Genomic DNA, 25,776 nt, shown 5'->3' on the forward strand with positions numbered 1-25,776 from the left:
CTACGGCTCTTTTTTTGCGCTTTTTTATGAGTACGATTCGCATCCAGACCACCCAGAACGTGGTGCTCGAATACGAAGCCGCCAGCGTGGGCGACCGGGTGCTGGCCCAGGTGCTCGATGGGCTGGTGATGATTCTGTGGGCGGTGGTGCTCAGCTTCCTCATCCGGCAGGCCACCGAGTCGGCCGACGACCGGCAGATTGCGGCCTACGTGCTTATTGGCATTCCGCTGCTGATTTACCATCCGCTGTGCGAAATCTTTTTCAACGGCCAGAGCCTGGGCAAACAGGCCCGCAAAATCAAGGTCACCCGCCTCGATGGAACCCGTCCCGGCCTCGGCGACTACGCATTGCGCTGGCTGATTGGCCTGTTTGAAATCGGGATGACCATGGGCTCGGTAGCGCTGGTGGCCACGCTCTTCAACGGCCGCGGCCAGCGCCTCGGCGACATGGCCGCCGGCACCACCGTCGTTAGCCTGCGCCCGCGCGCGCCCGGCGTGCAGGCCCTCACGGCCGAAACGCAGGTGCCGGCCGGCTACCAGCCCGTTTTCCCACAGGCCCGCGACTTATCCGACCACGATGCCGCCCTCATCCGCCAGCTGTTCCGCCAGGCCGGCACCCAGGCCGACTACGCGCTGCTCAGTGTGCTGGCCGGTAAAGTCAAGTCCGTCACCACCATCACCACCGACCTGCCCGACGAGTCCTTCATCCGCACCGTGCTGCGCGACCACGCCTACTTCGCCGCCCAGGGAAGCCCGCACGGGTAGCGGCGCGGTGATTGGGTGATTGGGTGAACCGTTCTGTCATCCTGAGCAAAGCAAAGGACCTTATCCCGTAGAAACGGGCCGTTGTTACGGTCGTTCCTGCAGGATAAGGTCCTTCGCTTTGCTCAGGATGATAGAACAGTTCACCCAATCACCAAGTCACCAAATCACTTACTCGCCAATTACCACGCGTTGCGCACCGGCGGGTTGGCCATCAACCAGCAGGCGCAGCAGGTAGATGCCGGCACGGTGGCTGGCGGGCTCCCAACTGAAAGTGTGAGGCCCGGCGGCGCGGTTGCCCAGGCTCCGGCGCTCCACGGTGCGGCCCAGCGCATCGGTCAGCACCAGCTCGGTGGCCCCGGCGCTTGGCAGGCGGAAGCTGACCTGGGCCTGGTTGGCTACCGGGTTCGGGAACAGGTTGAAACCGGTGGCAACGGCCGGGTTGCGGGTGCCGGTCGTGACGCCGGCGCCGGCCGCAATGGCCAGGTCGCGCACCGTCAGGCCCAGGCCAATGGGCTGGGCGCCGGTGGCGGCCCCGGTGGTCAGGTTGAGGGCGTAGAGGCTGGAATTGGCCGAACTGCCGCTGGTAGCTACCAGGTAGGCCGTGTTGGCACCTTCGGCGGTGCTGTAGATGTCCATGTCCACGTTAGGGCCGGCCGTTACGCCCGAGGGGCCCACGGTTTTGAGCGTGCCGTCGTTGGCCGGCACCTGGTTGGCCACAATGTTCAGGGCCTCATCATAGGCGTAGAGTTGCGTGGTGCGGGCGCTGGAGCCCGTAGGGTTGCCCGGACCGCTGTAGCTGTTGGTGTAGGCCACCGAGCCAATGGCCGGCGTGGCGGCGGCGTTGGCGTCGCCCGTGGCGTAGGCCAGGGTACCATCCACGACGGGGGCAGCGGTGCCGTCGTTGGGGTTAAGGCGGAAGTTAGCCCGGTTCACGCCCTCCACCCGAATCCGGTCGACGGTGGGGTTGAAGTCGAAGGCAATGCTGCCCGTACCCAGCGGCAGCGCCAGATTGGTAGTGCCGCTCAGGTTGGTGGCTACACCGGTGGCGGCGTTGAGCGTATAAAGCTGGCCGGTTTGGGTGGTGGCGTTGTAACCCAGCGCATACAGCGCGTTGTTGAGGGGCCGCACGTCCATACCCACCAGCGTCTGGCCCGTGGCCACGCCCGTAACGCCCACCGAAGTACGGATGACGCCGGGCAAGTCGGTGTCGAACGAGAGCAGGTTGCCGCCGGCCAGCGCGTAGGCCAGGTTGCCGGTAATCGGCGCCAGCGTGGCCGGCCGCAGAATCTGGAGGGCAATATCGGTTACCGCTACCAGCGAGCCGGTACCCACGTTGCCCACGGCCGTAGCCGCGCCGGTTGTCAGGTTGACGGTGTAAAGCTTGGTGGTGGCCGAAAAGGGAGCGAGGTTGATTTCCGCCACCGTCAGGTAGCTGGTCTGCACGCCGGTGGTGGGGTTGAGGTAGATGTCGAGGTCGGAGGCGGTCGTCGCGCCGCTGGTCGTAACGCCCAATGGGCCAACGGTTACCAGTTTGCCGTCGTTAGGTGGGTCTTGCTTTACAAGGCGGTTATTGGCCTCGTCGAGCCCGTAGAGCGTGGTGGCGGTGGTGCCGATGTAGCTGTTGGTGTAGGCCGAAGAGCCCACGCCCGGCGTCTGGCCGAAGTTGGCGTCGCCGGCGGCGTAGGCCAACCGGCCGTCGATGGCGGCCAACGCGCCGTTGTTGGGGTTGAGGCGGAAGTCGGCTCCATTGCCGGCCGTTACCCGGATCCGGTCGACGGTGGGGTTGAAGTCGAAGCCGATGCGGTTGAGGTCGGTGCCCAGATCGAGGGTGATGGCCGGGCCGGCGGCCGTGGCTACGGCCGTCGTGCGGCTGATGCTGTACACTTGCGCCTGCGTGCCGGTGGCGTTGTAGCCCAACGCAAACAGCTCGCCGGTGTTGGGCCGAAAGTCAATGCCCACCAGGCTCTGGCCGGCCGTAACGCCCGTAACCGGCAGGTTGGTCAGGAAGGTGCCCGGCGCCGTGATGTCAAAAGATACTAGGTTGGACGTCGCGCTGGTCGTCAGCGAGAGGCCGAAAGCGGTGGTGGTGGTGGTTTGGGCGGCCACGGGGCCGGCGGCCAGCAAGCCCAGGGCGGCCAGCCACAGGCCATTGCGCCGGACCAGGGGCCGGAGGATAGAGAAGGAGCGCATAAGCGGGTAGAGTTTGGTGAATGGAGAGAACTAAAAAAGCGCGAAACGGCCCGCGCCTGCATTCACCTACGCACCAAATAGCGCCGCTGGATTAAGACCTTACTATATTTAATCCGGCTTTAATTTAAATCCTGTACAGTAGCCCTTTCCGCCCCAATAAAGCCCGAATTTCATTCAGGCTGAACACGGCAAAAGCCGCCCGCCAACGAGTGGCCGACGGCTTTTGCCGGGGTACTATTCGGGCAGAGCAACTATCCACCCAGTTGGGCTGCTACGCTACCGTAATGGGCGGGTGCAGAGCCGACGTTTTGGGGGCGCGCTCCTCACCCTGGCTCAGCAGATTATCGTCGCGCTCCGTTTTCTTCACCCAGCTCACCGAGTACAGGTCCTTGCGCCGGTCGCGCAGGTTGCGCACGGCGCCGCTGGTGTTCAGGTCCTTCAGCAAATCCAGGTTGAGGTCGGCAATGAGCGTCATCTCGGTGTTGGGCGTCGCTTCGGCCACAATGGAGTCGTGGGGGAAGGCGAAGTCGGAAGGGCTGAACACGGCGCTTTGCGAGTACTGGATGTCCATGTTCTCGACCCGCGGCAGGTTGCCCACCGAGCCGGTAATGGCCACGTAGCACTCGTTTTCGATGGCGCGGGCCTGGGCGCAGAGCCGCACGCGCTGGTAGGCGTTCTTGGTGTCGGTCCAGAAAGGCACGAACAGGATTTTCATGCCCTCGTCACTCAGCATGCGGCTCAGCTCGGGGAACTCCACATCGTAGCAGATAAGGATGCCGATTTTGCCGAAGTCGGTGTCGAAGCAGCGCAGCTGGCTGCCGCCGCGCATGCCCCAGTAGCTCGCCTCATCAGGCGTTACGTGCAGCTTGTACTGCTCGTCCACGGTGCCGTCGCGGCGGCACAGGTAGCTCACGTTGTGGAGCTTGCCGTCTTCGTAAAGCGGCATCGAACCGGCAATGATGTTGATGTTATAGCTCACGGCCAGCTCCATCATCTTGATTTTGATGGGCTCGGTGAAGGCCGACATCGAGCGGATAGCCACCGAGGGCGACTCCTCGTTGGTGAGGGCCATCATGGGCGCGTTGAAAAACTCCGGGAACAGCACGCAGTCGGACTTGTAGCCCGAAACGGTGTCGACGAAGAACTCCATCTGCTGGAAAAAGTCGTCCAGGTCGCGGGTGGCGCGCATCTGCCACTGCACAATGCCAATGCGCACGTTGGATTTCTGGTTGCCGATGAGCTTCTCGGTTTCCTCCTCGTAGTACACATTTATCCATTCCAGCAGCGTGGCGTAGGCCTTGCTCTCGGAATCATAAGGTAAATAGCCGCGGATAATTTTGCGGACGTAGAAGTCGTTGGCCAGCTGGAAAGTGAGGATGGGGTCGGTGAGCTCCTTGTTGCGCACCATCTCCACGTACTTGGCGGGCGTCATCTCGTTGGCGTAGTTGCTGTAGCCCGGAATGCGGCCACCGGCCACCATGGCGCGCAGGTTCAGGCTCTCGCACAGCTCCTTGCGGGCATCGTAGAGGCGCCGGCCCAGGCGCAGGCTGCGGTACTCGGGGTCCACAAATACGTCCACACCGTAGAGCGTGTCGCCGTTCGAGTCGTGGGTGTCGAACTTGCCGTTGCCGGTAATCTTGGCGTAGGTGTGCTTGTCGCCGAACTTGCTGTATTCCACGATGATGGCCAGCGCGGCGGCCACAATCTGGCCATTGTCCTCAATGCAGATCTGGCCTTCGGGGAATTTCTTGATCAGGGCGTTGTACTCGTCGTGCGCCCAGGAGCCCTCCATGTTGGAGTACACCTTGTCCATGATGGTTTTCACCTCCTTGAAGTCGCCGCGGCGCAGCGTGCGCAGCACCAGCTTGTGGGAGGGTTCGGGCGTAGGCGTAACCACCTCGGGATGCGCGGGCATGCCGGGCAGCGTATTCTTTTTGGCGGCCTTACCGCCGGTTTTTCCGTGTGAACTCGCGGGCATATACTCAGGTATTGATTGCAGAAGATTATAGGCAAAGGTACGGAAGCAGCGGTGCGGGGTTGGCCGAGCCGCTCGCCGGCTCCCCGGCGCGCCGTGCGTATCTTGCGCCATGCCGCTGTCGTCGGAACGCCGTTTGCAAACCCTGGCCGCCGTGCTCGCCGATGCGCAGCGGTTTCCGGCCACGGCCTGGCTGTGCGCGCCGCCGCTGCTGCTGGGCTGGGCCCCCGAAAGTGCCGCCGCGGTCCTGCTCACCGCCTCGCCCGGCCAAACGGTGCCCTGCCCGCCCGGACTGGCGCGGGCGCTGTTTATGGATGAGGTGCAGCTGCTGATGGAGCGCCTGGAGCGGCAGGTTCCCGGTGCCACCGCCGAATTGCGCGTGCAGACGCTCTACCGCTACAAAGTCCACCACGAGTTTCCCGCCCTCACCAGCCACCCCGACGAGCTAGCGGGCCACCTGGCGGCCGCCGTAAAAGCCGGCGCGCTGCCCGCCGCCGCGGCCCTGGCGCACTTTCAGAAGTGCTTTTCCCACTTCACCCTCGAAGCCGCCCGCCACATTCTGGCCCAGGCCATGCTGCGGATTTAGAGCTATTAGCTGAGAGCTTTCATTCAACTGGACATAAAAACAGAACGTCATTCAGAGCATGTGGCGCATAGAGCCAGAGACGAAGAATCTCGCGTGCTGACGTTGAAATACTAATCCAACGACTGCACGCGAGATTCTTCGTCCCTGGCTCTATGCGCCACATGCTCTGAATGACGTTCCTTCAGCTAACAGCTCAGATAGCCATTTCCGGTACTTCGCCTTCGGGAATCACCAGCTTGCCGGCGGTGGCGGCTTTGATTTGCTCGACCGATACGCCGGGCGCCCGCTCGCGCAGCACGAAACCATCGGGCGTTACTTCGATAACGGCCAGCTCGGTTACAATTTTCTTCACGCAGCGCAGGCCCGTGATGGGCAGCGTGCAGGCCGGCAGCAGCTTGCTGGCACCGTCGCGCGAGGTGTGCTGCATGGCCACGATGATGTTCTTGGCCGACGCCACCAGATCCATGGCGCCGCCCATGCCCTTCACCATCTTGCCCGGAATCTTCCAGTTGGCAATGTCGCCGTTTTCCGATACCTCCATGGCCCCCAGAATCGTCAGGTCCACGTGCTCGCCCCGAATCATGCCAAACGAGTCGGCCGAGCTGAACAGGCTGGAGCCGGGCAGCGTGGTGACGGTCTGCTTGCCGGCGTTGATGAGGTCGGCGTCCACTTCGTCCTCCGTCGGGAAGGGGCCCATGCCCAGCAGCCCGTTCTCGCTCTGCAGCTCCACATTGATGCCCTCGGGGATATAGTTGGCCACCAGCGTGGGAATGCCGATGCCGAGATTGACGTATGAATTGTTTTCTACTTCCTGCGCAATGCGCCGGGCAATACCGTGTTTGTCGAGCATGTCTTTGGGAATTATGACTTCTGAGTTATGGGTTTTGAATTGGTGGGGCTGTAAGTCGAGCCAGCCCATTCAAAACCGATAATTCAGAATTCAGAATTTACAATTCAGAATTACACCGTCCGCACCGTCCTCTGTTCGATGCGCTTCTCGTAGTTTTTGCCCTCGAAAATGCGCTGCACGAAGATGCCGGGCGTGTGGATTTGGTTGGGGTCCAGCTCGCCGGCGGGTACCAGTTCCTCCACTTCAGCCACTGTTATTTTGCCGGCCGTGGCCATCATGGGGTTGAAGTTGCGGGCCGTGCCCTTGAAGATGAGGTTACCAGCCGTGTCGCCGCGCCAGGCTTTCACGAAGGCGAAATCGGCGTGCAGGGCGTGTTCAAGCAGATACATCTTGCCGTTGAACTCGCGGCTTTCCTTGCCCTCGCCCACCTCCGTGCCGTAGCCGGCGGGGGTGTAGAAGGCCGGAATGCCCGCCCCGCCGGCCCGGCAGCGCTCGGCCAGCGTGCCCTGCGGAATCAGCTCTACTTCCAACTCGCCGGCCAGCAGCTGGCGCTCAAACTCGGCGTTTTCGCCCACGTAGCTGGCAATCATCTTGCGCACCTGCCGGGTCTGCAGCAGCCGCCCGATGCCGAAGTCGTCGACGCCGGCGTTGTTGCTGATGCAGGTCAGGCCCTTCACGCCCCGGCGCAGGATTTCCTCAATGGAGTTTTCGGGAATGCCGCACAGGCCGAAGCCGCCGAGCATGAGCGTCATACCGTCGGCGAGGCCCTCCAGGGCCGCCTCAGGGCCGCTTACTGTTTTGTTGATCATAGAAGGTGGGTGGAATTTGGATTGGCAAGGTAGCATTTCCCGCAGAGGTGCGCAGAGGATTTCGCGGAGGACCGCAGAGCCGTTCAATCATATCAGAACGGCTCTGCGGTCCTCCGCGAAATCCTCTGCGCACCTCTGCGGGAAATGATTACAGCGCTGCCCGCGCCGCCTCGGCATCCTGGGCCAGCTGGGCCTTCAGCGCGTCGAGGCCGTCGAACTTCTGCTCATCGCGCAGGCGGGCCACGAACTCCACGGTTAGGGGCTGGTCGTACAGGTCGCCCTCGAAGCCGAGCAGGTGCGCCTCCACGGTCTGGGCCAGGTCGCCGGCTACGGTGGGGCGCACGCCGATGTTGAGCATGGCGGGCCAGGTTTGGCCGGCCGCCGTGGTGGCGCGCACGGCGTACACGCCGCGGGCCGGCACCAGCTTCAGCTTTTCGGGGCACTCGATGTTGGCCGTGGGCCAGCCAATGGTGCGGCCCAGCTGCCGGCCCTTCACGACGGTGCCGGTAAACGGGTAATCGTAGCCCAGGTAGCGGTTGGCCGTATCCACGTCGCCGGCCTCCAGGGCCCGGCGGATGCGGGTGCTGCTCACGCCCACCGCGTCCACGTCTTCGCGCGGAATTTCCTCCACGCTCATGCCGTAGCGCCCCGAATGTTCGCGCAGGTACTCAAAGCCACCCTCCCGGTTGCGGCCGAACCGGTGGTCGTAGCCGATGACGAGCTTGCTGGTGCCCACGGTATCGAGCAGGATGCGCTGGATGAACTCCTCCGACGACCAGGCCGCAAACTCCTTGGTGAACGGGATGATGAGCAGGTAATCGACCCCGAACTCGGCCAGCTTGGCGGCGCGCTCTTCCAGGGTGTTGAGCAGGTACAGGTCGCGCGGCTCGGGGTGGGAGAGGGGCGCGGCCAGCACCAGCCGCGGGTGGGGCCAATAGGTTATCACCACGGCCGGACCGCCGCTGGCTTGCGCTACTTCGCTGAGGCGCGCCAGAATCTGCTGGTGGCCCACGTGCACGCCATCGAACGTGCCGCTGGTCACCACGGCATTGCCGAGGTAGGGGAACTGGGCCGGGTCGTGAATAACTTGCATAAGAGAGCTGTTAGCGTTCAGCTACTAGCTGTTGGCCGCCGTTCTGAAAATGAATGCTTTAACTACCGATTGAAGCGCCCGATTGCATAACAATCTATGTTTCATTCGCCAGGGCTGGCCGCTTCAACTACGTTGGTGCAAGGTTACGAATTTTCGGAGCCGGAATCGGGCGGCGGTGGGGCGGCGTGGGTGCTTTGGAAATACTCCAGGCCGGCGCGGCGCTCGGGGCGGGGCTGCCGCTGGCGGCGCGCCCGGGCGGGGCGGTCAGTAGCCGGGCCCTCGGGGCGGGGCGGGGCCAGTGCCTGGATCTGCTCCATCGTGAGGGCGTTGGCCAGCCGGTACTCGCCAATGCGGGTGCGCACGAGCTTGGTGAGATGGGCGCCGCAGCCGAGGGCCGCGCCCAGGTCACGGGCCAGGCTGCGGATATAGGTGCCTTTGGAGCAGCTGATGCGGAAGTCAATTTCGGGCAACTCGATGCGGGTCAGCTCGAACTCGGCAATGGTTACCTGCTTGCTCTTGATGACGGCCTCCTCGCCCCGGCGGGCCACCTCGTAGGCCCGCTCGCCGTTCACCTTCACGGCCGAATACAGCGGGGGCGTCTGGGTGATTTCGCCCACAAACTGCGCCACGGCGGCCCGGATGTCGGCCTCGGTCAGGTGCTCGTAGGGCTGCTCGGCGTCTACGGGCGTTTCCAGGTCGAAGCTGGGCGTCGTCTGGCCCAGGCGGAAAGTGCCGGTGTACTCCTTCTGCTGGGCCTGAATCAGGTCGATCTGCTTGGTTTTCTTGCCGGTGCACAGAATCAGCAGGCCAGTGGCCAGCGGGTCGAGCGTGCCGGCATGGCCGATTTTGCGGATGCGCAGCGCGTTTTTCACCTTGCGCACCACATCAAACGACGACCAGGTAAGCGGCTTATCCACCAGCAGGACCTCGCCGGTTTCAAAATCAAAATCGGCTAGCGTTTTCTCGCTCATATCAACTGTAAATCAATGCCCAAACCAATCATGAGCAGCAGAATACCGCCCACAATGATGCGGTAGATACCGAAAGCGCGGAACCCGAATTTGGTGACGAAACCGATAAACAGCCGGATGGCCAGCAGTGCCACCACGAAGGCCACCACGTTGCCTAACACCAGCAGCTTCACCTCCTCGGCGGTAAACAGCTGGGCCAAGTCTACACCCTTGCTAATCATTAGTTTGTAGTAATCATACAAGTCCTTGGCCGCCGCCGCCGCCATGGTGGGCATGGCCAGGAAAAAGGCGAATTCGGCGGCGGCCTGACGGGTGAGACGCTGGGTGAGGCCACCGATGATGGTAGCGGCCGACCGGCTGGTGCCCGGCACCACAGCCAAGCACTGAAACAGGCCAATCACAAAAGCCTGTCGGAAGCCAGGGTTAGTGAGCTGGTGGCCACCTTCCTGCGGGGTTTCCTGCGGAAACCATTTATCAATGAAAAACAGCACAATACCGCCCACCACTAGCATCACGGCCACGATCGTTACCGATTCCAGCATGGCGTCGATATAATCTTTCAGCGTGAGCCCTGCCACCACTACCGGCAGAAAAGCCACCAGCAGTTTCAAGTAAAAATCAAAGCTCTGAAAAAACCGTTTCCAATATACTACCAGCACCGACAAGATGGCGCCGAGTTGAATGACAACCAAGTAGAGCTTGGTGAAAGGGGTAGCCGGCACGCCCATAAGGGCCGAGGCAATAACCATGTGTCCGGTACTGGAAACCGGCAGAAATTCGGTCAGGCCTTCAATGATAGCCAGAATTAGTGCGTGCCAGTAGGTCATTTAGGAGAGCGGGAGCCGAATTACGGGGCAAAAGTACGGTCATCCTGACGAAGAAAAGACCTTATACTACTAGTACTGCCGAAATAACGACGTGCGCCAGTAGTATAAGGCCCTTTACCGACGCATGCCGGCAAGAAAATGATGGGGAGTTTGCGGCCCCACTTATCGCTTATAAGTAGGGGCGGCAGGCCCAACAGGCGTAGCCACGGGCTGCGAGGGCACGGTGGTTACCGTGGCTTCGTCGCGGGCCACTACGGACGTGGCGCCGGGGCGGGCCATAATGGCCCAGAACTCGATCAGAAAGCCCACGGCCAGCAGAATCGGGCCCAGCGTGATGCCCAGAAACCCTTCGCCATAGTCGGCCGAGTCGAGGGTCATGGTGATGAAGCCGGCCGCCAGCACGGCCAGCCCGATAAACATCAGGCGGTAGTTGCGCGGCCCAAAGGCGAAGCGGGGAGTAGTCGGTTCCATAGCAGCAAAGGTAGCGGAGTTGCAGCAAGCCGCCGCCGAAATTCAACGAATGCGGGATTTGGGGGAACGAGTAGTGGAATTATTCAGGTGTTGGGACAGAACGTCATTCAGAGCGCAGCGAAGAATCTCGCGTGCTCACATTGAGCTACTATGGCAACATCAGCACGCGAGATTCTTCGCTGCGCTCTGAATGACGTTCTGTCCCAACAACCCCTAATACAGCTCGTCCAGCGACATGCCGGTGTACTTGCGCACAGCGCGCCAGGAGCTCAGAAAGCCGATGCCCATGCCCAGCGCCACCAGCAAAATGCCCAGCGCGGCAAACAGGCGGTCGTCTTCGAGCAGGCGCAGTTCGTTGAGCTGCAGGTAGGCGTATTGCAGCAACGCGGCCAGCAGCAAACTGGCCAGAATGCCACTTACGAGGCCCTGCCACACCGCCCGGCGCAGAAACGGCCACTGGATAAAGCCCGGCGTAGCGCCCACCAGCTGCATGCTCCGAATCAGGAAACGCTGGGAAAACAGGGCCAGCTTGATGGTATTGTTGATGAGCACGACCACCACAAACGTGAGGATGGCCGCAAAACCCAGCAGCACCAAACTCGCGGTGCGCAGGTTCTCGTTCACCGACGTAATCAGGCTCTCCACGTAATCAACCTCGAACACGCCCGGCAACTGACTGAGCTCCTGCTTGATGCGGCTCAGGTTTTTAGTGTCGGCGTAGTCGGCGTTGAGCTTGAGCAGGTAGGCGTCGCGCAGGGGGTTGTCGCCCAGAAACTGCTGGAAATCCTCGCCGGTCTGGTCGATGAGCTGCTTGGCGCCTTCTTCCTTCGACAGAAAGCGCACCTGCGGCTCGTTGTTTTTCTGGGCCACGTAGGGCTTGCGGGCCAGGTCCTGCTGCAGCTGCAGCAGCTGGGTTTCGGGCAGGTCGCGCTGCAGGTACACCTGCATCTCCAGGTTTTCCTTCACCAGCGTCGACACCTTGTGGGCATGAATCAGCAGCAGCCCGAACAAGCCCACCACCAGCAGGGCCAGCGTAATGCTGAACACCACCATCAGGTGCGGATAACTACCGAGCTTCTTTTTGCGGGTGGGCTGCTTCACGAGGTGAGATGGTGAGGTGGCGAGATGGTGAGTTTGACGTTCAGTGGGCCCGGCGGCGCAGGCTGCAGAAAGCAATCAGCAACAAAGAACGTCATTCAGCGCGAAGCGAAGAATCTTGCCCACTCTCGCTGAACGATAATTGCGCCACGATTGCGGGCAGGATTCTTCGCTTCGCGCTGAATGGCGTTTTCCAGGTCCCGAGGTTCGTTGAACAGCAACTAACCATCGCACCACCTCACTATTGCACCGCCTTATATATCCGTGCGCGGGTCGTTATCCACCTGCAGCTCGCGGGCCTTGCGGGCGTCCCGGTCGCGGCGGCTCAGGCGCTTGCGGGCAAACAGCTCGCGGAAGGTGTCGAACTGCTCGGTGTGCAGCAGCGAAATGCCGGCGCGGGCCTGGTTCTGGCTTAGGGCCGTCAGGTCGCGCGGGGTGGTTTCGTAGCGTAGCTTGGCCCGGAACTTTCCGTCGGGGCGCAGGTAGTATTCCAGGCTCAGGTCGCCGATAACCGAGTTCTGGTTGGCGCCCACCGGCACGCCGCCCACGCCCGTGCCGGTAGTAGTGTTGCTGCCAAAGCTGCCGTCGCGGGTGATGCGCAGGCGGCCGTTGAGGAACGAGTAGCTCAGCCGCAGCTGCAGGGCCGCCAAATCGTCGGCCGTGAGGCCGTTGATGTTGAAGCTGATTTCCAGGTTGGGGTCAATCTGCGAAGTGAGCAGCCCGAGCTGGGTGCTCAGAATCTGGCCCAGACTGTTGCCCAGTGCGTTGTTGCCGCCCTCCAGCCGCGTCACGGCCAGCGAGCCGGGCGGCGTCAGCTGCCGGAACACGACCAAACTGAACACCTGCCGGTTCAGCTCCTGCTCGTCGTTGCGGATGGCCGACAGGAAAGGGGCCAGGTCGCCTTCCAGCGACGACGGAATGTCGTTGAATTCGAGGTTGAGCTTGATGATGGGCTGCAGAATCGGGCCGGTCAGGTTCATCACGGCCGTTACGGGCACCAGCGAGGTGTTGGGGCTGGAGCTGCCGGTTTGGTAGAGCACGGGGGCCAGGCTGGTGCGCTGGGTGTAGGTGGCCGTCACGTTCAGCTCGCCGGCCAGCGGGTCGCCGTTCCAGGCAATGGTACCGCCGGGGCGCACCACAAACTCCTTGTTCACCAGCCCCTGCAGCGTGAAATTGTAGGCCCCGCGCACCAGCTCAATCTGGCCGTACATGTTGAAGTCGCCGCGGGTGTCGATGTTGAGCCGCAGCTGGCCGGTGGCGGTGCCGCGCATGATGTCGCCGGTGCTTTCATCGAGCAGCAGCTCTACGTAGGCATCGGGCGTGATGTCGAGGTTCATGTTCAGCCGCAGGCCCGACAAATCGACCTTGCCGGTGGTTTCGCCCTTGGGGTTCTGGGCCGCCAGCACCGCCCGCGCCGAGTCGGAGAGGTTGCGGTTGACGAAGCGGATGTAGCTGGCCTGCTCGGCCTTGGCGGCGTTGTCAAACGGCAGCGACATGCGCGTGCCGGCCTCGCTGCGGGCCGTTACGTTCACAAACAGGTTGTCGGCCGGGCCGCGCACCACGGCCGTGCCGGTGGCGTAGGCCTGCCCGAAATACAGCTCGTTGTCGCGGCGGGTGGTGTTGAGCACCTGCAGCTTGCGGAACGAGGCGCTCAGGTCGAGCCGCATATCCTGAAAGCCCCGCTCGTAGATGTTGCCGTTGATGACGCCAGAATTGCCCTGCGGGTCGCGCACGGTAATGTTCTGGAGCGCAATCCGGTCTTCCAGAAACCGGATGCGGTCGGCGAAGGTGTAGGTGGTGCCCAGGTAAATGAACGTGAGCTGGCCGTCGGTTACGTCGATGTTGCCGGTGAGCACGGGGGCCGCAAACAGGCCATTCACCCGCAGCGTGCCCACACCCGTGCCGCTCACATCCCTGAAGAGCGTGTTGAGGAAGGGCTCGGCCAGCTTGATGGGCGTTTTTTCCAGCACGCCGCTCAGATTCAGCTGCTGGGTGTCGGAGCCGGGCGCGATGTAGCCCGTTACGGCCAGCACCCGGCGGGCGTCGCGGGCCACATCGAGGTTCACGTTGAGCCGGTCGAGGGCGTTGTCCCAGTCGCCGCGGCCCTGCACGTCGCCAATCAGCGTCTGGTCGAGCGTCAGCGAATCCACTTTCAGCGTCGAGTTGATAACCAGCGCGTCGTACACGCCGCTGATGGTGCCCAACGCATTCACCCGGCCCCCGAACTGCTGGCTGCCGGTGAGGCCGTTAAGCGTGGCCAGCTCGAAGTTGCTGACCGTGAGAGCCAGGGGCTTGTTGGGGTTTTCCGACACGAAGCCCTGGGCGCTGATGCTCTGCTCGCCGTTGCTGAGCGTTACGTTCTGGAAGTCCAGCTCGCGCCCGCCGCCCGCAATTATCAGCGAGTTATCGGGCGCAATCGTCCAGTTCTTGCCCAGCAGATTCACGCCCGATTGCCGGAAAATGACCTTCACGGCATCGTCCAGAAACACCAGCGCGCCGTTTATCTGGGCCTTGTTGGCGGTGCCGGTCTGGGCCAGCGCGGTCGAGAAGTTGATTTTCTCCTGGTCCCACACGCCTTCCACGTAGAAGTTCTCGGTGCGGCCCAGCCCCGGCAGCCGCTGCCGCTCCGAGGTAATGCTGGCCTGAGCCAGAATTTCGGGCTGGTAGGGCAGCTTGGACGTCGTCAGGTCAACATCGGCATTGAACACCTGCACGCTGTCGTAGCGCACGCTCGCCAACTGCCCGCCCAGCTGGAAAATGGATGTCTGCCCGTTGCGGAACGAGCCGTCGATGCGGGTCGAGTCGGCAATGGTGAGCTGGGGCACAAATAGGTGCAGCAGCGGGTTGGGCCGCTTGAGGTAGAGGTTGAGGGCAATCTGGTAATCGGGCAGCGGCTGCTGACGCTTGCGGCGGTAGTAGGCGGCAATGGCGTCGTCGTTGCTCTCGAAGTTGAGCTTGTACTCGTGCACCAGCGTTTTCACGTCGCGGATAACGGTGCTGGGCGTGAAGTCGCCGGCCAGGCTCAGGTTGAGCACTTCCGAGCGCACTCGCACCCGGCGCTGCCCGGCTTCAAGCAAACTCAGCACGTCGAGCGTATCAACTTCCACGGTGCGGCCGGCGTAGCCCACCCGCGAGTTGCGCAGGTGCGCGTAGCCCAGCAGCGCATCGAGGCGCAGGCCCTCGAACTTCACGTCGGCGGTGGTGGCCACGGTTACGCTTTCGTTGGTCAGGCCCAGAGCCCGCAAATCGGCCTTGCGCACCCGCGCCCGCAAATCGAAGGCCTGCTCGCGGGGCCGCAGGTTGATGGTACCGTCGGCGTCGAACTGCAGGTTGGGGTCGTTGGCGGCCAGCTTGCCCGTGAACGAGCGGTGGCTGAACACGCCGTTGGTGCTGATGTTGCGGTAGCGGTAGCCGTTGAGCCAGATGCTTTGCACGTTGGCGTTGGCCGTGAGCCGCAGTGAGTTGGCCTCGAAGCCCACGCCCTCGACCCGGCCATTGAAGGCCACATCGCGCACCACGCTCTCGTCGCCCAGCAGCTTGCCCAACTGAAAGCCGCTGGTGCGGATTTTTCCCTCGTAGCTGGACAGCCGCGGGTTGTCTTTGAGCTTGATGTTGACGTCGGAAACGACGTTGCCCAGCGCCGTCTGGAACGAGCCGTTGGCCACGAAGTCGTTGTAGAAACCCAGGAACTGCCCCTTGAGCTTCGCGGTGCCCAGCCGTTGCACGTAGGGCCAGCCCTGGTCGGGGATGTAGGGCCGCAGGTCGGCGCCGCGCAGCACTGAGGGCTGCAGGCGCATCACAATAAAGCTTTCCTTGAAATTGGGCAGCCCTTCCACGTTAATGTCGCCGCGCACCCGCGTGCCCTGGCCGTAGCGGATGTCGAGGTCTTTGGTGGTGAAGTTGCGCACGTAGCCCTTGGCCTGGCCCGAAATGAGCACGGTTTCGTGCAGGTCGCGCACACTGGGCTGGGGCGCAAACTTGGCAATGTCATCGGAGTAGATGCGGCTCGGCTCCAGCCGGGCAATCACCTTCATCGAGTCGTTGAAATCGGTGAAGTTGAGGAAGCGGCGGTACTCAAAGCGCAGGTAATCATGGATTTGGCTGCGACCCACCCGCAGCATCAGCTTGTCGAACTCCCAGAACCTGTCGGCGTAGGTCATGTTGGCCGTCAGCTCGCGCAAGCGGGTGCCCGAGGGCGTATCGACGGTGCGCAGGCCCTGGATGTTGGCGTGGATGGAGTCGCCCCGAAACCAGAGCTGGTCGGCATCGGCGTAAATGCTGTCGAGCCGCATGTGGGCGTAATCCATCGTGCGGCCGTACTCGGGTATGCGCGGCTCGTCCTGGCGGTCGAGCACGAACTGGCCGTTGCGCAAACTCAGGGCCTGAATCTGGAAGTCGAACGGCTTGCTGACTTTGGTGGTATCGGAGGGGCCCAGCAGCCGCTTCACGGCCCCGATAAACTGGTCGAGCGTGGTCGAATCGGGGTTGTTCTTATAGGTAACCAGGTGGAAGCGCGGCTCCTCCAGCGTAAGCCGGCCCACATGCAAATGGCTGGGGTCGAAGATGCTGAACAGCTTGATGTCGGCATCGGCCCGGCCGATGTTGAACAGCTCGTTGCCGCGCCGGTCAAGCACCCGTACGCCCTCCAGCAGCACCCGCGAAAAGGGCCGCACGTCCACGCGGTTCACCAGCACTTTCTGGCCGAGCTTTTCGGTGAGCATGAGGGCCGCGCGCTGGGCCAGGTTGGTTTGCACGCTCGGCACCCGCAACGCCACCAGCGCCCCCACCACGGCCAGCACCAGCAGCAGCAGCAGGCCGAACAGCACTTTGAGAATAATGGATAGAAACCGGGGCACGGGACAAAGATAAGAGAGCTTAGAGCTTAGATGGGAGAGCTTGGATTGTAGATCTTAGAGTTAAAGAAAGCGGAGAAAGGAGATGCACAAACGAAGCATCCGGCCGGTGGTGGTAGTTTTGTAGACTAGTGCGGCCTTTCCCCGGCAGGTTCTAAGCTCTAAGCTCTCCCATCTAAGCTCTAACAACATGACCATTCTCGCCATCGAATCCTCCTGCGACGACACGTCGGCGGCCGTACTCGTCGACGGCGAGATACGCTCTAACGTGGTTGCCACCCAGCAGGTACACGAGCAGTACGGCGGCGTGGTGCCCGAGCTGGCCTCGCGGGCCCACCAGCAGCACCTGGTGCCGGTGGTGGAGGCCGCCCTCAAAAAGGCCGGCGTCAGCAAAACCGACCTCGACGCGGTGGCCTTCACGCAGGGGCCGGGGCTGCTGGGCTCGCTCCTGGTGGGCGGCATGTTCGCCAAAACCCTGGCCCTGGCGTTGGGCAAGCCCCTGATTGCCGTCAACCACATGCGGGCCCACATTCTGGCCCATTTCATTGAAGAGCCCCGGCCCGAGTTTCCATTTCTGTGCCTTACCGTGAGTGGCGGCCACACCCAGCTGGTGGTGGTGCGCGGGCCGCTGGAGATGGAAATTATCGGCCAGACCATCGACGATGCGGCCGGCGAGGCCTTCGACAAAACGGCCAAGCTACTCGGCCTGCCCTACCCCGGCGGCCCCCACCTCGACAAGCTGGCCCGGCAGGGCGACCCACTGCGTTTTGCCTTCCCGGTGGGCGCCATGCCGGGCTACGATTTCAGCTTTAGCGGCCTGAAAACGGCGGTGCTCTACTTTATCCGGAAGGAAACCGCCAAAAACCCCGGCTTCGTGCAGGAGAACCTGGCCGACCTCTGCGCCGGCATCCAGCACACCATCATCCAGACGCTGCTGCGCCAGCTGCGCCGCGCCGCCACCGACCAAAACCTGACCCAGGTTGCCCTGGCCGGCGGCGTGGCCGCCAACTCCGGCCTGCGCGAAGCCCTGCAGAACGAAGCCGCCGCCCAGGGCTGGCAGGTGTTCATCCCGGCCTTCCAATACTGCACCGACAACGCCGCCATGGTCGCCCGCACCGCCCAGTTCCAGTACGAAGCCGGCGACTTCGCCGACCAACTCGTAAGCTCCGACCCGCGCCTGAAGCTGGGGTAAGTGTCAGTTGTCAGTTGCCAGTTGTCGGAACAGAACGTCATTCAGAGCGCAGCGAAGAATCTCGCGTGCCAAAGTATTCTTCTATCAGAAGTTACCATTGCCCGCGAGATTCTTCGCTGCGCTCTGAATGACGTTCTTTCCCTAATCTCTAATCCCTCCCAATGACCAACCCCTTCGGGCCCGGCGATGAGCAGACCTATCAGCTGACCGTGACGGCGGCCGACTTTGCGGTGCTCAACGGCCGGCTGATTCATCCGGTTCTCAGCACATTTGCGCTGGGGCAGGCGCTGGAATGGACCAGCCGGCAGTTTGTGGAGCAGATGCTGGAAGCGGGAGAGGAGGGCATCGGCACGCTGCTGACTGTGGAGCACCGCGGCCCGGCCTTCGAGGGCGAAATGGTAGCGTTTCGGGCGGTATTTGAGGAGCTACGCGGCTTCGAGCTGCTGTGCCGGGTAGAGGCGCGGGTGGGCGCGCGGCTGGTAGCCACCGGCCGCACCGGCCAGCGCATTGTAAGCCGCGAGAAGCTGCAGGCGCGGTTTCGGGAGTTGCGCGGCGGGCAGTAGGCGTGCGTAGCTGACTGCTGCCCGGCTTGCCGGAACTCAGGGTTTCGGCCGCCGCGGCGCGCTGCCAACCCGGGTGGGCGGGCGGCCGTTAAGCCTTTTTTCCGTTCTTGTGCGGCAATCCGGCCCCGGTGCTTTTTCCGGGTGCGGGTTGCCGCCAGCTTTCTATTCCTATGGCCACCGCCAAAGACGACAAACCCAAGCACATCAACATTCAGAACCGCCGCGCCCGGTTCGAATACGCCTTTCTGGTCAATTACACCGCGGGCATCATGCTGCAGGGCACCGAAATCAAGAGCATCCGGGCCGGCAGCGTGCAGCTGCAGGACGGCTTCTGCGCGTTTCACCCCGATGGCAGCCTGTGGGCCCACAACATCACCATTGCCCAGTACACCGAGGGCACCTACAACAACCACGAGCCCACCCGCGCCCGCAAGCTGCTGCTCAATAAGCGCGAGCTGAAGCAGCTGGCCGCCAAAAACCAGGAGCAGGGCCTCACCATCGTGCCCGTGCGGCTGTTCGTGAGCGACCGGGGCTTTGCCAAGCTCGAAATCGCGCTGGCCAAGGGCAAGAAGCTCTACGACAAACGCGACGACCTCAAGGCCAAAGACCAGAAGCGCGAAATGGACCGCGCCCGCGACCATTAATCACTGATTATGCTGATTTCTACGCTGATTAGGCTGATTTGGGCGTCAACAGTTACCCCCTTGGTTTTGCATCCAATAATAGATAATGCAGCCGTTTTGGCTCATTATCCTTGTCTGAATCAGCGTAATCAGCGCAGAAATCAGCGTAATCAGTGATTCATGAAGTTTCTGCTTTCAATTCCGGCCTACACCCGCACCAACCCTATGACGCACTTTGCCGCCGCGGCTCTGCACCTGATGGGGCACGAGGTGGTGGCGTTCAACTATGAGCGCGAAAACCAGCTGGAGCGGATGCGGGAAAAGCTGGGCAAGGCGAAGTTTCATGCCTACAAAAACCGCCAGCTGCTGGAACTGGCCGAGGAAGTGAAGCCCGACGCCTTCTTCACGGTGTACGGCCGTTACCACGATGCCGCCACGTTGCAAGAGCTGAAGCGCCGGGGGCTGCCCACCATCTGCTGGTGGCTAGACGACCCTATTTCGCTGGCTCACAACTATATTCCACTCGAAGAGTACGACTTCTTCTTCTCCAACAGCCAGGGTACGGCGGCCGTTTACCGCCACTACCACGCCCACGAGCCGCACTACCTGCCCGTGGGCGTCGACCCGGCCATCCATCGGCCGCTGGAGGGCGTCGAGCAGCAATACGACATCGTGTTTGCCGGCGACTGGCACCCGGTGCGCGAGCGGGTGCTGCTGGAACTGGCCCGTCACCATCGCCTGACGATTATCGGGCCCTGGCAGCGGAATATCCCAAAAAACTCGCCGCTGCGGGAGCATTTCCTGCGGTTTGGCTACTTCACGCCGGCCGAAATGGCGCTGCTCTTCAACCAGGCGCGCATTGTGCTGAATGTGCATCAGTGGTACCAGCGCTGGGAGTATGGTATCAATCCGCGCCTGTTCGAGGCCAGCGGCTGCCGCTCGTTTCAGCTCAGCGACAACAAAACCGAAATTGCCGATTTGTACGTGCCCGGCGAAGAAATCGGCCTCTATAACGATGCCGCCGAGCTGCCCGAGCTGTGCGCCCACTACCTGGCTCGCCCCGACGAACGTAACCGCATTGCCGCCAACGCCTACGCCCGCACCCTGCGCGACCACACCTACGTGCACCGCATGACGCAAATGCTCCAGGTCTGCGGCCTGAGCTGAACAGTACGGCCTACCCGCCCCGCCGGCCCTCCGGAACATCAAACTCACCATCTCACTATTTCACCACCTCACCATCTTGGAACACGGAATTTGTGCCCTGAGCGCCGTGCCGGTGCGGGCCGAGGCCGCCGATAAGGCCGAAATCGTTACCCAGCTTATTTTCGGCGAGTGCTACTCGGTGCTCATGACGCAGGGCAACTGGCTGCAGGTGCGCCTGGCCGCCGACCAGTACGTGGGCTGGATGGACGCCAAGCAGCACCGCCCCGTGTCGGCCGACTATTTCCGGCGCTGGCAGGCCGAAGACCACCCGCGTACGCTTGATGTGGTGCAGATGGTGAGCGACGACAGCACCAAAATGCCCGTGACGCTGGGTACGCGCCTGCCCTTTTTTGATGGCATGACGCTGCGCCTGGGCGAGCAGACCTACTTCTACAACGGCGCCGCCACCAATCCGCGCAACGGCCACGGCCCCCACGGCCCGGCCGAGGTGCGCCTGAAGCTGCTGCAGAAAATGGCCCTGCAATACCTGAAAGCGCCCTACCTGTGGGGCGGCAAAACCCTGTTCGGCATCGACTGCTCGGGCCTCGTGCAGCAGCTCTACGGCCTGGTAGGCGTACAGCTCCCGCGCGATGCGCACCAGCAGATTGAAGTAGGCCAGCCGGTGCATTTCGTGGCCCAAACCCGCCCCGGCGACCTGGCCTTTTTCGACAACGCCGAGGGCCGCATCGTGCATGTGGGCCTGCTGCTCGACGACCAGCAGATTCTGCACGCCAGCGGCGAGGTGCGCATCGACCCACTCGACCACAACGGCATCTTCCGCCGCGACCAGCAGCGCTACAGCCACAAGCTGCGCCTGATTAAACGCATCCTGAGCGAGGAGTAGATGATGATGTGGTGATTTGGCGACGGGGTGAAAGAGAACGGTCGTTCTGAGCGCAGCGAAGAATCTCGCGTGCCAAAGTGATACCTGACGACAGGGTTACCATTACACGCGAGATTCTTCGCTGCGCTCTGAATGACCGTTCCCTTTCACCCCGCTCTTTTCACCACGTCGCCAAATCACCACATCACCATCTGCAACCAGAACGTTCTGCGGCTTGTTAATGCGCTTGGAATCATCTAGCTTTCTGGCAGAGTAGGTTCTTTTTTCCTCGCGCGGTATGGACCATAAGGTGCTTGTATTGAACGGCGACTACACGGCCATTACGCTGTGCAGCGTCCAGAAAGCTTTCGTGCTGCTCTACCTCGAAAAGGCCGAGCTCATTGCCAAATCGGAGCACGGCGTGTTGCGCACCGTGAGCCGCTCGTACCCCAAGCCCAGCATCATCCGGCTGCAGCGCTACGTGCGCGTGCCCTACAAGGGCATTGCCCTGAGCCGCCACAACGTGATGAAGCGCGACAATTTCGAGTGCCAGTACTGCGGCTCAACCAAAAACCTGACCCTCGACCACGTGATTCCGCGCAGCCGGGGCGGCGACTCCAGTTGGAGCAATCTGCTGACGGCCTGCTCGCGCTGCAACCACGCCAAGGGCCACCATACCCCCCAGGAAGCCGGCCTCACCATCCGGCAGCAGCCCAAAAAGCCCACGCTCACCGGCTTCCTCAAGCTCAGCGCCGGCACCCTCGACCAGAACTGGCACCCCTATCTACAATAAAACCCGGCAGCCTCTACGGCTCGCCGGGTTTTATTTTGAGGGCCTAGGGGCTGGTTTGCCCACCTGTCATCCTGAGCGCAGCGAAGGACCTATACAGAAGCTAACATCAGATAGCACCTTCTGTATAGGTCCTTCGCGGCGCTCAGGATGACAGACTTTTCCGTAGCCTTCTGAGTCCCTAATACCTGTCCGCGGTTTTCTGGATTTCGCCGCCGTGGATGAAGGTAATCAGGTCGCGGTTGAGGCGTTCTTTCTCGGGGATGAACAGGCCGTGCGGGGCGCCGGCGTACTCCACAAACTCGGCCTGGGGCACGAAGTGGGTCATTCGCTCGCCGCTTACTTTGGGCGGCACCAGCGCATCGTCGCCGCCGTGGATGACGAGCGTGGGCACTTTGATCGTGGTCAGGTCCTGGCGGAAATCGGTTTCCGACCAGGCCCGCACGCTCAGAATAGTGGCCCGCGGGTCGGCAATTTCGCACATGTGCTGGGTCCAGTCGAGGGCGGCTTCACTGACGGGGTTGCTCAGCACGCCTACGCCGTAGAACTTCTTGCCGAAATCCTGCAGGTAGTCGAACCGGTCGTCTTCCAGGCCCTCCACCATCTTGTCAAACGTCTCGCGGTCGACGCCCTCGGGGTTGTCGGCGGTTTTGAGCAGGAAGGGCGTCACGGCCGATACGAAGGCCACGCGGCTGACGCGGGCGCCGCCGTGGCGGCCCATGTAGCGGGCCACTTCGCCGCCGCCCATCGAGAAGCCCACCAGTGTCACGTCCTGCAAATCGAGCTGGTCGAGGATGGCTTTCAGGTCGTCGGCGTAGGTGTTGTAGTCGTGGCCCTCGAAGGGCTTGCTGGAGTGGCCGAAGCCGCGGCGCGTGTAGGCGATGACGCGGAAGCCCTGGTTGGTGAGGGCCGTGAGCTGGTACTCCCACATTTTGTAGGTGGCCGGCCAGCCATGAATGAGCACCACCGGCTTGCCCTGGCCGTGGTCGATGTAGTCGAGATTGATGTCGTTGCCGCGGGCGTCCTGCCCCGTAATGATGTGGTTCATAAGAGAATGCGCTGAGGATGAAAAAACGGCCGGCAGCTCCGGTCCGAATCGTGTCTGTACATACGCAGCTGCAAGCTGGACCGATGAATGAATGCCAATAAAATACACGCCGCCGCAGGAGTGCCGCCAATGCGCTTTCTTTGGGGGGTATGAATCAACTCTTCCGCCTCCGTCCTTCTGCGCTGCTGCGGCAGCTGCCCGCTCCGCTGGCCCTCGGCCTGTTGCTGCTGAGCGCCTGTAATTCCGGCACCGAGCAATCGGGCGGCGCCACTGCCACCGAAGGCACCACGGCCGCCGTGCCCGAGCCCACCAACGACACCGGCTCGTGGTACCGGCAGTACCGCGGCCTGCTGCCCGGCACCCCCGACAGCGTAACGCTGCACCTGCAGCGCCTGGGCGTTGAGCCCGGCAACGACGGCCCCGGCCGCATCGTGGGCTTTTTCGCCGGCCCCGACGGCCGCCCCCACGAGCTGGGCGGCGACACCGGCAGCAAGGGCGACAGCCTCAACCTGCGCGACCTGAGCCGGGAGCTGGCCGCCACCGTGGCCAGCGGTTCCGACGATAACGACGACGACCCGCTGGAAGGCAATGCGGAGTGGCTGCTGAAGGAAGAAGGCACCCAGCTGGTGGGCACCCACAAGGGCCAGCCCGTGCGGCTACGGCAGTTGCGCGCGGGCACCGGCATCCGCTTTGCCGCCCGCAACTTTGTGGCCGATGTGCTGCCCCGTCCCGACCATCCCGAAGACAGCATCCGCGGCCACCGGGTGATGCACGCGCTGGTGCCGTTTATGGCGCCCAACCAGGAGGTGCTGGCCGCCAATATCCTGCGCGGCTTGCACGGCGACACGGTGGATACGGCGCCCGTTCCGGCCCTCGACTCCATCTGGCGCGAGCAGTTGCGGGCCTTCACCAAAGACTACCGCTCCGACGCGGCCCCGCTGCTGGCGGCCGCCGCCAAGGATAAGAGCAAGGAGTACCGCCCCATCGAAACGCTGGCCTATGAGCAGGAAGTGAACACCTACGTGCTCTGGAACGAAGGCGACCTGCTGAGCATGGGCTTCTTCGGCTACGATTACTCGGGCGGCGCCCACGGCATTTACGGCACCTACGTGCAGAGCTACGACACGCGCACCGGCAAATCGTTGCGCTACGACGACATCTTCCAGGCCAGCGCCAAGCCAAAGCTGGAGAAGCTGCTGGGCCAGTATGCCCGCCCGAGCCTGGGCCTGGGTGCCAACGAGCCGCTTTCGAAAGCCCTGATGGTGAAAACGCTGCCCGTTACGCGCAACGTGTACCTGACCGGCAACGGCGCCGTGTTCGTGTACCTGCCCTACGAAATTGCTGCCTATGTGTACGGCCAGATCAGCGTGTTCGTGCCATTCTCCGAAATGCAGGGCCTGCTCAAGCCGGGCCTGCCGGTGGGCGAAACCCGGGCCGTAGCCGCCCGCTAGCCTTCGGTTCGACTTATTTTATCCAAGCCCGCGCTTTGCCGGGCCGGGCTCCAACCTGCCGTCGGCAGGGGCGGCCGGGCCGGCAAAGCGCGGGCTTGGGCGTTGCGGCCCCCGCAGCCGGCGCGGGCCGCAGCACGGGGGGCGTGTAAAATACCGGGCTTTTGCGGCCGGCTGGCGGGAAGCGGCGGCGTTGGATGTATTTTTGTAAGCGGAACCGTAACTCCGGCGGCGAGCTGTTTCGCCGGCCCCGGCCGTCTGCCAGTTCCGCGCCCCACTTCTAGCACCACCCACTCATGCACGCTCCTAAATTTGCGGCATCCCGTTCCTTTCATCAGGAGCTGAAACGCCGCACCGCCGCCTATTTCGCCGAGGCCGGCAAAGCCACCACTGGCGGCAAAACCCTGTTCTTCAAGGCGCTGCTGCTCACAACTGCCTTCGTTGGCATCTACCTGCACCTCGTGTTCTGGACGCCGCCCGCGCTGCTGGGCGTGCTCGAAGCCGTAGTGCTGGGGCTGCTGGGCGCGGCCATCGGCTTCAACGTGATGCACGACGGCGCCCACGGCTCGTTCAGCAAGCGCAAGTGGATGAACCAGTTCGCCTCGTTCACCCTCAACGTGATGGGCGGCAACTCCTTCATGTGGAACGCCAAACACAACCTCATCCACCACATGTACACCAACGTGGAAGGCGTGGACGACGACCTCGATGCCCAGCCCTGGCTGCGCCTGAGCCCCGAGCAGCCCCGCCGGCTGCTGCACCGCTTCCAGCACCTGTACTTCTGGTTTTTCTACGCCCTGCTGTTCATCGCCTGGATTTTCTACATGGATTACCAGAAGTATTTCCGGGGCAAAATCGGCGACATGGCCATCAAGAAGATGACGGCTTCCGACCAGGGCGTGTTCTGGGGCTTCAAGGCCCTGCACCTGGTGCTGTTCGTGGTGCTGCCTATCTGGATGGTGGGCTTTGTGAGCTGGCTGGTGGGTTTTCTGGTGTTTATGGCCGTAGCCGGCTTCACGCTCAGCATTGTGTTCCAGCTGGCCCACACCGTCGAGCACACCGCCTTTGTGGTGCCCGATGCCACGACCCGCAAAATCGAGGATGAGTGGGCCATCCACCAGATTCGTACCACTGCCAACTTCGCCACCGACAGCAAGCTCATCAGCTGGCTGGTGGGCGGCCTCAACTTCCAGGTCGAGCACCACCTGTTCCCCAACATCTCGCACGTGCACTACCCGGCTCTCAACAAAATCATCCGGCAGATGTGCCTGGAGTTCAATGTGGAATACCACGAATACCCCAAAATGCGCTACGCCGTGGCCTCGCACGTTGCTCACCTGCGCGAGTTGGGTCGGCGGTAGTTTTTTGAGTTCAAGAGATTGTAGGGTCCCCCGTTCCTGTTGTCGGCTCTGAAGTGCTGACAACAGGAACGGGGGCCTCTCCAGTTATAGGCTGAGCTAATGCCAACCGGGCTGCCCGCTCGGCGGCATACCGTTCGTCGTCATCCCGCTCCCGGCGTCGGCTTTCGGGCAGAACTACCAGAATGATGAGCAGCGTGGAAAGAAGCGGTAAAAGCACCGCCGGCACCGCCCACCA

General features: G+C 62.5%; 21 protein-coding genes. 10 read left to right on the forward strand and 11 right to left on the reverse strand.

What is annotated here, in order from left to right:
- Positions 1–26: 26 nt before the first annotated feature.
- Positions 27–764 (forward strand): RDD family protein, encoded by a 738-nt coding sequence (locus tag H145_RS0105120; protein ID WP_019947064.1) that lies wholly within the window; start codon positions 27–29, stop codon positions 762–764.
- A gap of 168 nt (positions 765–932) precedes the next feature.
- Here the strand turns inward: H145_RS0105120 and H145_RS20065 are convergent, their stop codons facing one another.
- Both H145_RS20065 and H145_RS20070 read right to left on the reverse strand, forming a co-directional pair.
- Positions 933–2,954 carry a DUF4394 domain-containing protein gene (locus H145_RS20065; protein ID WP_019947065.1) on the reverse strand — a complete coding sequence of 674 codons (2,022 nt, stop codon included), beginning with the start codon at positions 2,952–2,954 and terminating at the stop codon, positions 933–935.
- Between the two features lie 271 nt (positions 2,955–3,225).
- Positions 3,226–4,869: a bifunctional GNAT family N-acetyltransferase/carbon-nitrogen hydrolase family protein gene (locus H145_RS20070; protein ID WP_157541237.1), complete on the reverse strand. Its 1,644-nt coding sequence runs from the start codon at positions 4,867–4,869 to the stop codon at positions 3,226–3,228.
- A gap of 172 nt (positions 4,870–5,041) precedes the next feature.
- Here H145_RS20070 and H145_RS0105135 point away from each other — a divergent pair, with 172 nt between their 5' ends.
- Positions 5,042–5,515: a hypothetical protein gene (locus H145_RS0105135; protein WP_019947067.1), complete on the forward strand. Its 474-nt coding sequence runs from the start codon at positions 5,042–5,044 to the stop codon at positions 5,513–5,515.
- A gap of 193 nt (positions 5,516–5,708) precedes the next feature.
- Here the strand turns inward: H145_RS0105135 and H145_RS0105140 are convergent, their stop codons facing one another.
- The 8 genes from H145_RS0105140 to H145_RS0105175 form a co-directional block, all read right to left on the reverse strand.
- Positions 5,709–6,365 (reverse strand): CoA transferase subunit B, encoded by a 657-nt coding sequence (locus H145_RS0105140; protein WP_026351271.1) that lies wholly within the window; start codon positions 6,363–6,365, stop codon positions 5,709–5,711.
- Between the two features lie 110 nt (positions 6,366–6,475).
- Positions 6,476–7,174 (reverse strand): CoA transferase subunit A, encoded by a 699-nt coding sequence (locus tag H145_RS0105145; RefSeq protein ID WP_019947069.1) that lies wholly within the window; start codon positions 7,172–7,174, stop codon positions 6,476–6,478.
- A gap of 148 nt (positions 7,175–7,322) precedes the next feature.
- Positions 7,323–8,267 carry a bifunctional riboflavin kinase/FAD synthetase gene (locus H145_RS0105150; protein ID WP_019947070.1) on the reverse strand — a complete coding sequence of 315 codons (945 nt, stop codon included), beginning with the start codon at positions 8,265–8,267 and terminating at the stop codon, positions 7,323–7,325.
- Positions 8,268–8,410: 143 nt separating this feature from the next.
- Positions 8,411–9,238: a tRNA pseudouridine(55) synthase TruB gene (truB, locus tag H145_RS0105155; protein ID WP_019947071.1), complete on the reverse strand. Its 828-nt coding sequence runs from the start codon at positions 9,236–9,238 to the stop codon at positions 8,411–8,413.
- Complete coding sequence (locus tag H145_RS0105160; RefSeq protein WP_019947072.1) at positions 9,235–10,065, reverse strand: undecaprenyl-diphosphate phosphatase; 831 nt, start codon at positions 10,063–10,065, stop codon at positions 9,235–9,237. Before H145_RS0105160 ends, truB begins: the two co-directional genes overlap by 4 nt.
- 162 nt (positions 10,066–10,227) lie before the next feature.
- Positions 10,228–10,536, reverse strand: a complete 309-nt coding sequence (locus tag H145_RS20075; RefSeq protein ID WP_019947073.1) for a DUF3098 domain-containing protein — start codon at positions 10,534–10,536, stop codon at positions 10,228–10,230.
- A gap of 213 nt (positions 10,537–10,749) precedes the next feature.
- Positions 10,750–11,637 carry a cell division protein FtsX gene (locus H145_RS0105170; protein ID WP_019947074.1) on the reverse strand — a complete coding sequence of 296 codons (888 nt, stop codon included), beginning with the start codon at positions 11,635–11,637 and terminating at the stop codon, positions 10,750–10,752.
- A gap of 251 nt (positions 11,638–11,888) precedes the next feature.
- Positions 11,889–16,490, reverse strand: coding sequence for a translocation/assembly module TamB domain-containing protein (locus H145_RS0105175; RefSeq protein ID WP_019947075.1), 4,602 nt, complete (start codon positions 16,488–16,490; stop codon positions 11,889–11,891).
- A 187-nt stretch (positions 16,491–16,677) separates the two neighbouring features.
- Between H145_RS0105175 and tsaD the strand changes: the two genes are divergently transcribed.
- The 6 genes from tsaD to H145_RS0105205 all read left to right on the forward strand — a co-directional run bounded on the left by tsaD (position 16,678) and on the right by H145_RS0105205 (position 21,687).
- Positions 16,678–17,679, forward strand: coding sequence for a tRNA (adenosine(37)-N6)-threonylcarbamoyltransferase complex transferase subunit TsaD (gene tsaD, locus H145_RS0105180; protein WP_019947076.1), 1,002 nt, complete (start codon positions 16,678–16,680; stop codon positions 17,677–17,679).
- A gap of 161 nt (positions 17,680–17,840) precedes the next feature.
- Positions 17,841–18,242 carry a thioesterase family protein gene (locus tag H145_RS0105185; protein ID WP_019947077.1) on the forward strand — a complete coding sequence of 134 codons (402 nt, stop codon included), beginning with the start codon at positions 17,841–17,843 and terminating at the stop codon, positions 18,240–18,242.
- Between the two features lie 170 nt (positions 18,243–18,412).
- Positions 18,413–18,886, forward strand: a complete 474-nt coding sequence (gene smpB / locus H145_RS0105190) for an SsrA-binding protein SmpB (RefSeq protein ID WP_019947078.1) — start codon at positions 18,413–18,415, stop codon at positions 18,884–18,886.
- A gap of 159 nt (positions 18,887–19,045) precedes the next feature.
- Positions 19,046–20,032 (forward strand): CgeB family protein, encoded by a 987-nt coding sequence (locus tag H145_RS0105195; RefSeq protein WP_019947079.1) that lies wholly within the window; start codon positions 19,046–19,048, stop codon positions 20,030–20,032.
- 76 nt (positions 20,033–20,108) lie between these two features.
- Positions 20,109–20,915, forward strand: a complete 807-nt coding sequence (locus tag H145_RS0105200; protein WP_026351272.1) for a C40 family peptidase — start codon at positions 20,109–20,111, stop codon at positions 20,913–20,915.
- Positions 20,916–21,192: 277 nt separating this feature from the next.
- Positions 21,193–21,687, forward strand: a complete 495-nt coding sequence (locus tag H145_RS0105205) for an HNH endonuclease (RefSeq protein WP_019947081.1) — start codon at positions 21,193–21,195, stop codon at positions 21,685–21,687.
- A 178-nt stretch (positions 21,688–21,865) separates the two neighbouring features.
- Here the strand turns inward: H145_RS0105205 and H145_RS0105210 are convergent, their stop codons facing one another.
- A complete protein-coding gene (locus H145_RS0105210; protein ID WP_019947082.1) occupies positions 21,866–22,732 on the reverse strand; it encodes an alpha/beta fold hydrolase in 867 nt (288 codons plus the stop codon).
- Between the two features lie 149 nt (positions 22,733–22,881).
- On the opposite strand from H145_RS0105210, the gene H145_RS0105215 reads away from it, so the two are divergent.
- Positions 22,882–24,183, forward strand: coding sequence for a DUF3298 and DUF4163 domain-containing protein (locus tag H145_RS0105215; RefSeq protein ID WP_019947083.1), 1,302 nt, complete (start codon positions 22,882–22,884; stop codon positions 24,181–24,183).
- Between the two features lie 293 nt (positions 24,184–24,476).
- On the forward strand, positions 24,477–25,541 hold the full coding sequence (locus tag H145_RS0105220) for a fatty acid desaturase family protein (protein WP_019947084.1): 1,065 nt from the start codon (positions 24,477–24,479) through the stop codon (positions 25,539–25,541).
- The last annotated feature ends 235 nt before the right edge of the window (positions 25,542–25,776 follow it).

It is taken from the genome of Hymenobacter aerophilus DSM 13606, assembly GCF_000382225.1.
In the GTDB taxonomy this organism is placed as follows: Bacteria; Bacteroidota; Bacteroidia; order Cytophagales; family Hymenobacteraceae; genus Hymenobacter; species Hymenobacter aerophilus.

Coding starts and splice junctions, on each gene's coding strand:
- H145_RS0105120 (WP_019947064.1), top strand. CDS start 27: ATGAGTACGATTCGCATCCAGACCACCCAGAACGTGGTGCTCGAATAC.
- H145_RS20065 (WP_019947065.1), bottom strand. CDS start 2,954: ATGCGCTCCTTCTCTATCCTCCGGCCCCTGGTCCGGCGCAATGGCCTG.
- H145_RS20070 (WP_157541237.1), bottom strand. CDS start 4,869: ATGCCCGCGCATCCCGAGGTGGTTACGCCTACGCCCGAACCCTCCCAC.
- H145_RS0105135 (WP_019947067.1), top strand. CDS start 5,042: ATGCCGCTGTCGTCGGAACGCCGTTTGCAAACCCTGGCCGCCGTGCTC.
- H145_RS0105140 (WP_026351271.1), bottom strand. CDS start 6,365: ATGCTCGACAAACACGGTATTGCCCGGCGCATTGCGCAGGAAGTAGAA.
- H145_RS0105145 (WP_019947069.1), bottom strand. CDS start 7,174: ATGATCAACAAAACAGTAAGCGGCCCTGAGGCGGCCCTGGAGGGCCTC.
- H145_RS0105150 (WP_019947070.1), bottom strand. CDS start 8,267: ATGCAAGTTATTCACGACCCGGCCCAGTTCCCCTACCTCGGCAATGCC.
- truB (WP_019947071.1), bottom strand. CDS start 9,238: ATGAGCGAGAAAACGCTAGCCGATTTTGATTTTGAAACCGGCGAGGTC.
- H145_RS0105160 (WP_019947072.1), bottom strand. CDS start 10,065: ATGACCTACTGGCACGCACTAATTCTGGCTATCATTGAAGGCCTGACC.
- H145_RS20075 (WP_019947073.1), bottom strand. CDS start 10,536: ATGGAACCGACTACTCCCCGCTTCGCCTTTGGGCCGCGCAACTACCGC.
- tsaD (WP_019947076.1), top strand. CDS start 16,678: ATGACCATTCTCGCCATCGAATCCTCCTGCGACGACACGTCGGCGGCC.
- H145_RS0105185 (WP_019947077.1), top strand. CDS start 17,841: ATGACCAACCCCTTCGGGCCCGGCGATGAGCAGACCTATCAGCTGACC.
- smpB (WP_019947078.1), top strand. CDS start 18,413: ATGGCCACCGCCAAAGACGACAAACCCAAGCACATCAACATTCAGAAC.
- H145_RS0105195 (WP_019947079.1), top strand. CDS start 19,046: ATGAAGTTTCTGCTTTCAATTCCGGCCTACACCCGCACCAACCCTATG.
- H145_RS0105205 (WP_019947081.1), top strand. CDS start 21,193: ATGGACCATAAGGTGCTTGTATTGAACGGCGACTACACGGCCATTACG.
- H145_RS0105210 (WP_019947082.1), bottom strand. CDS start 22,732: ATGAACCACATCATTACGGGGCAGGACGCCCGCGGCAACGACATCAAT.
- H145_RS0105215 (WP_019947083.1), top strand. CDS start 22,882: ATGAATCAACTCTTCCGCCTCCGTCCTTCTGCGCTGCTGCGGCAGCTG.
- H145_RS0105220 (WP_019947084.1), top strand. CDS start 24,477: ATGCACGCTCCTAAATTTGCGGCATCCCGTTCCTTTCATCAGGAGCTG.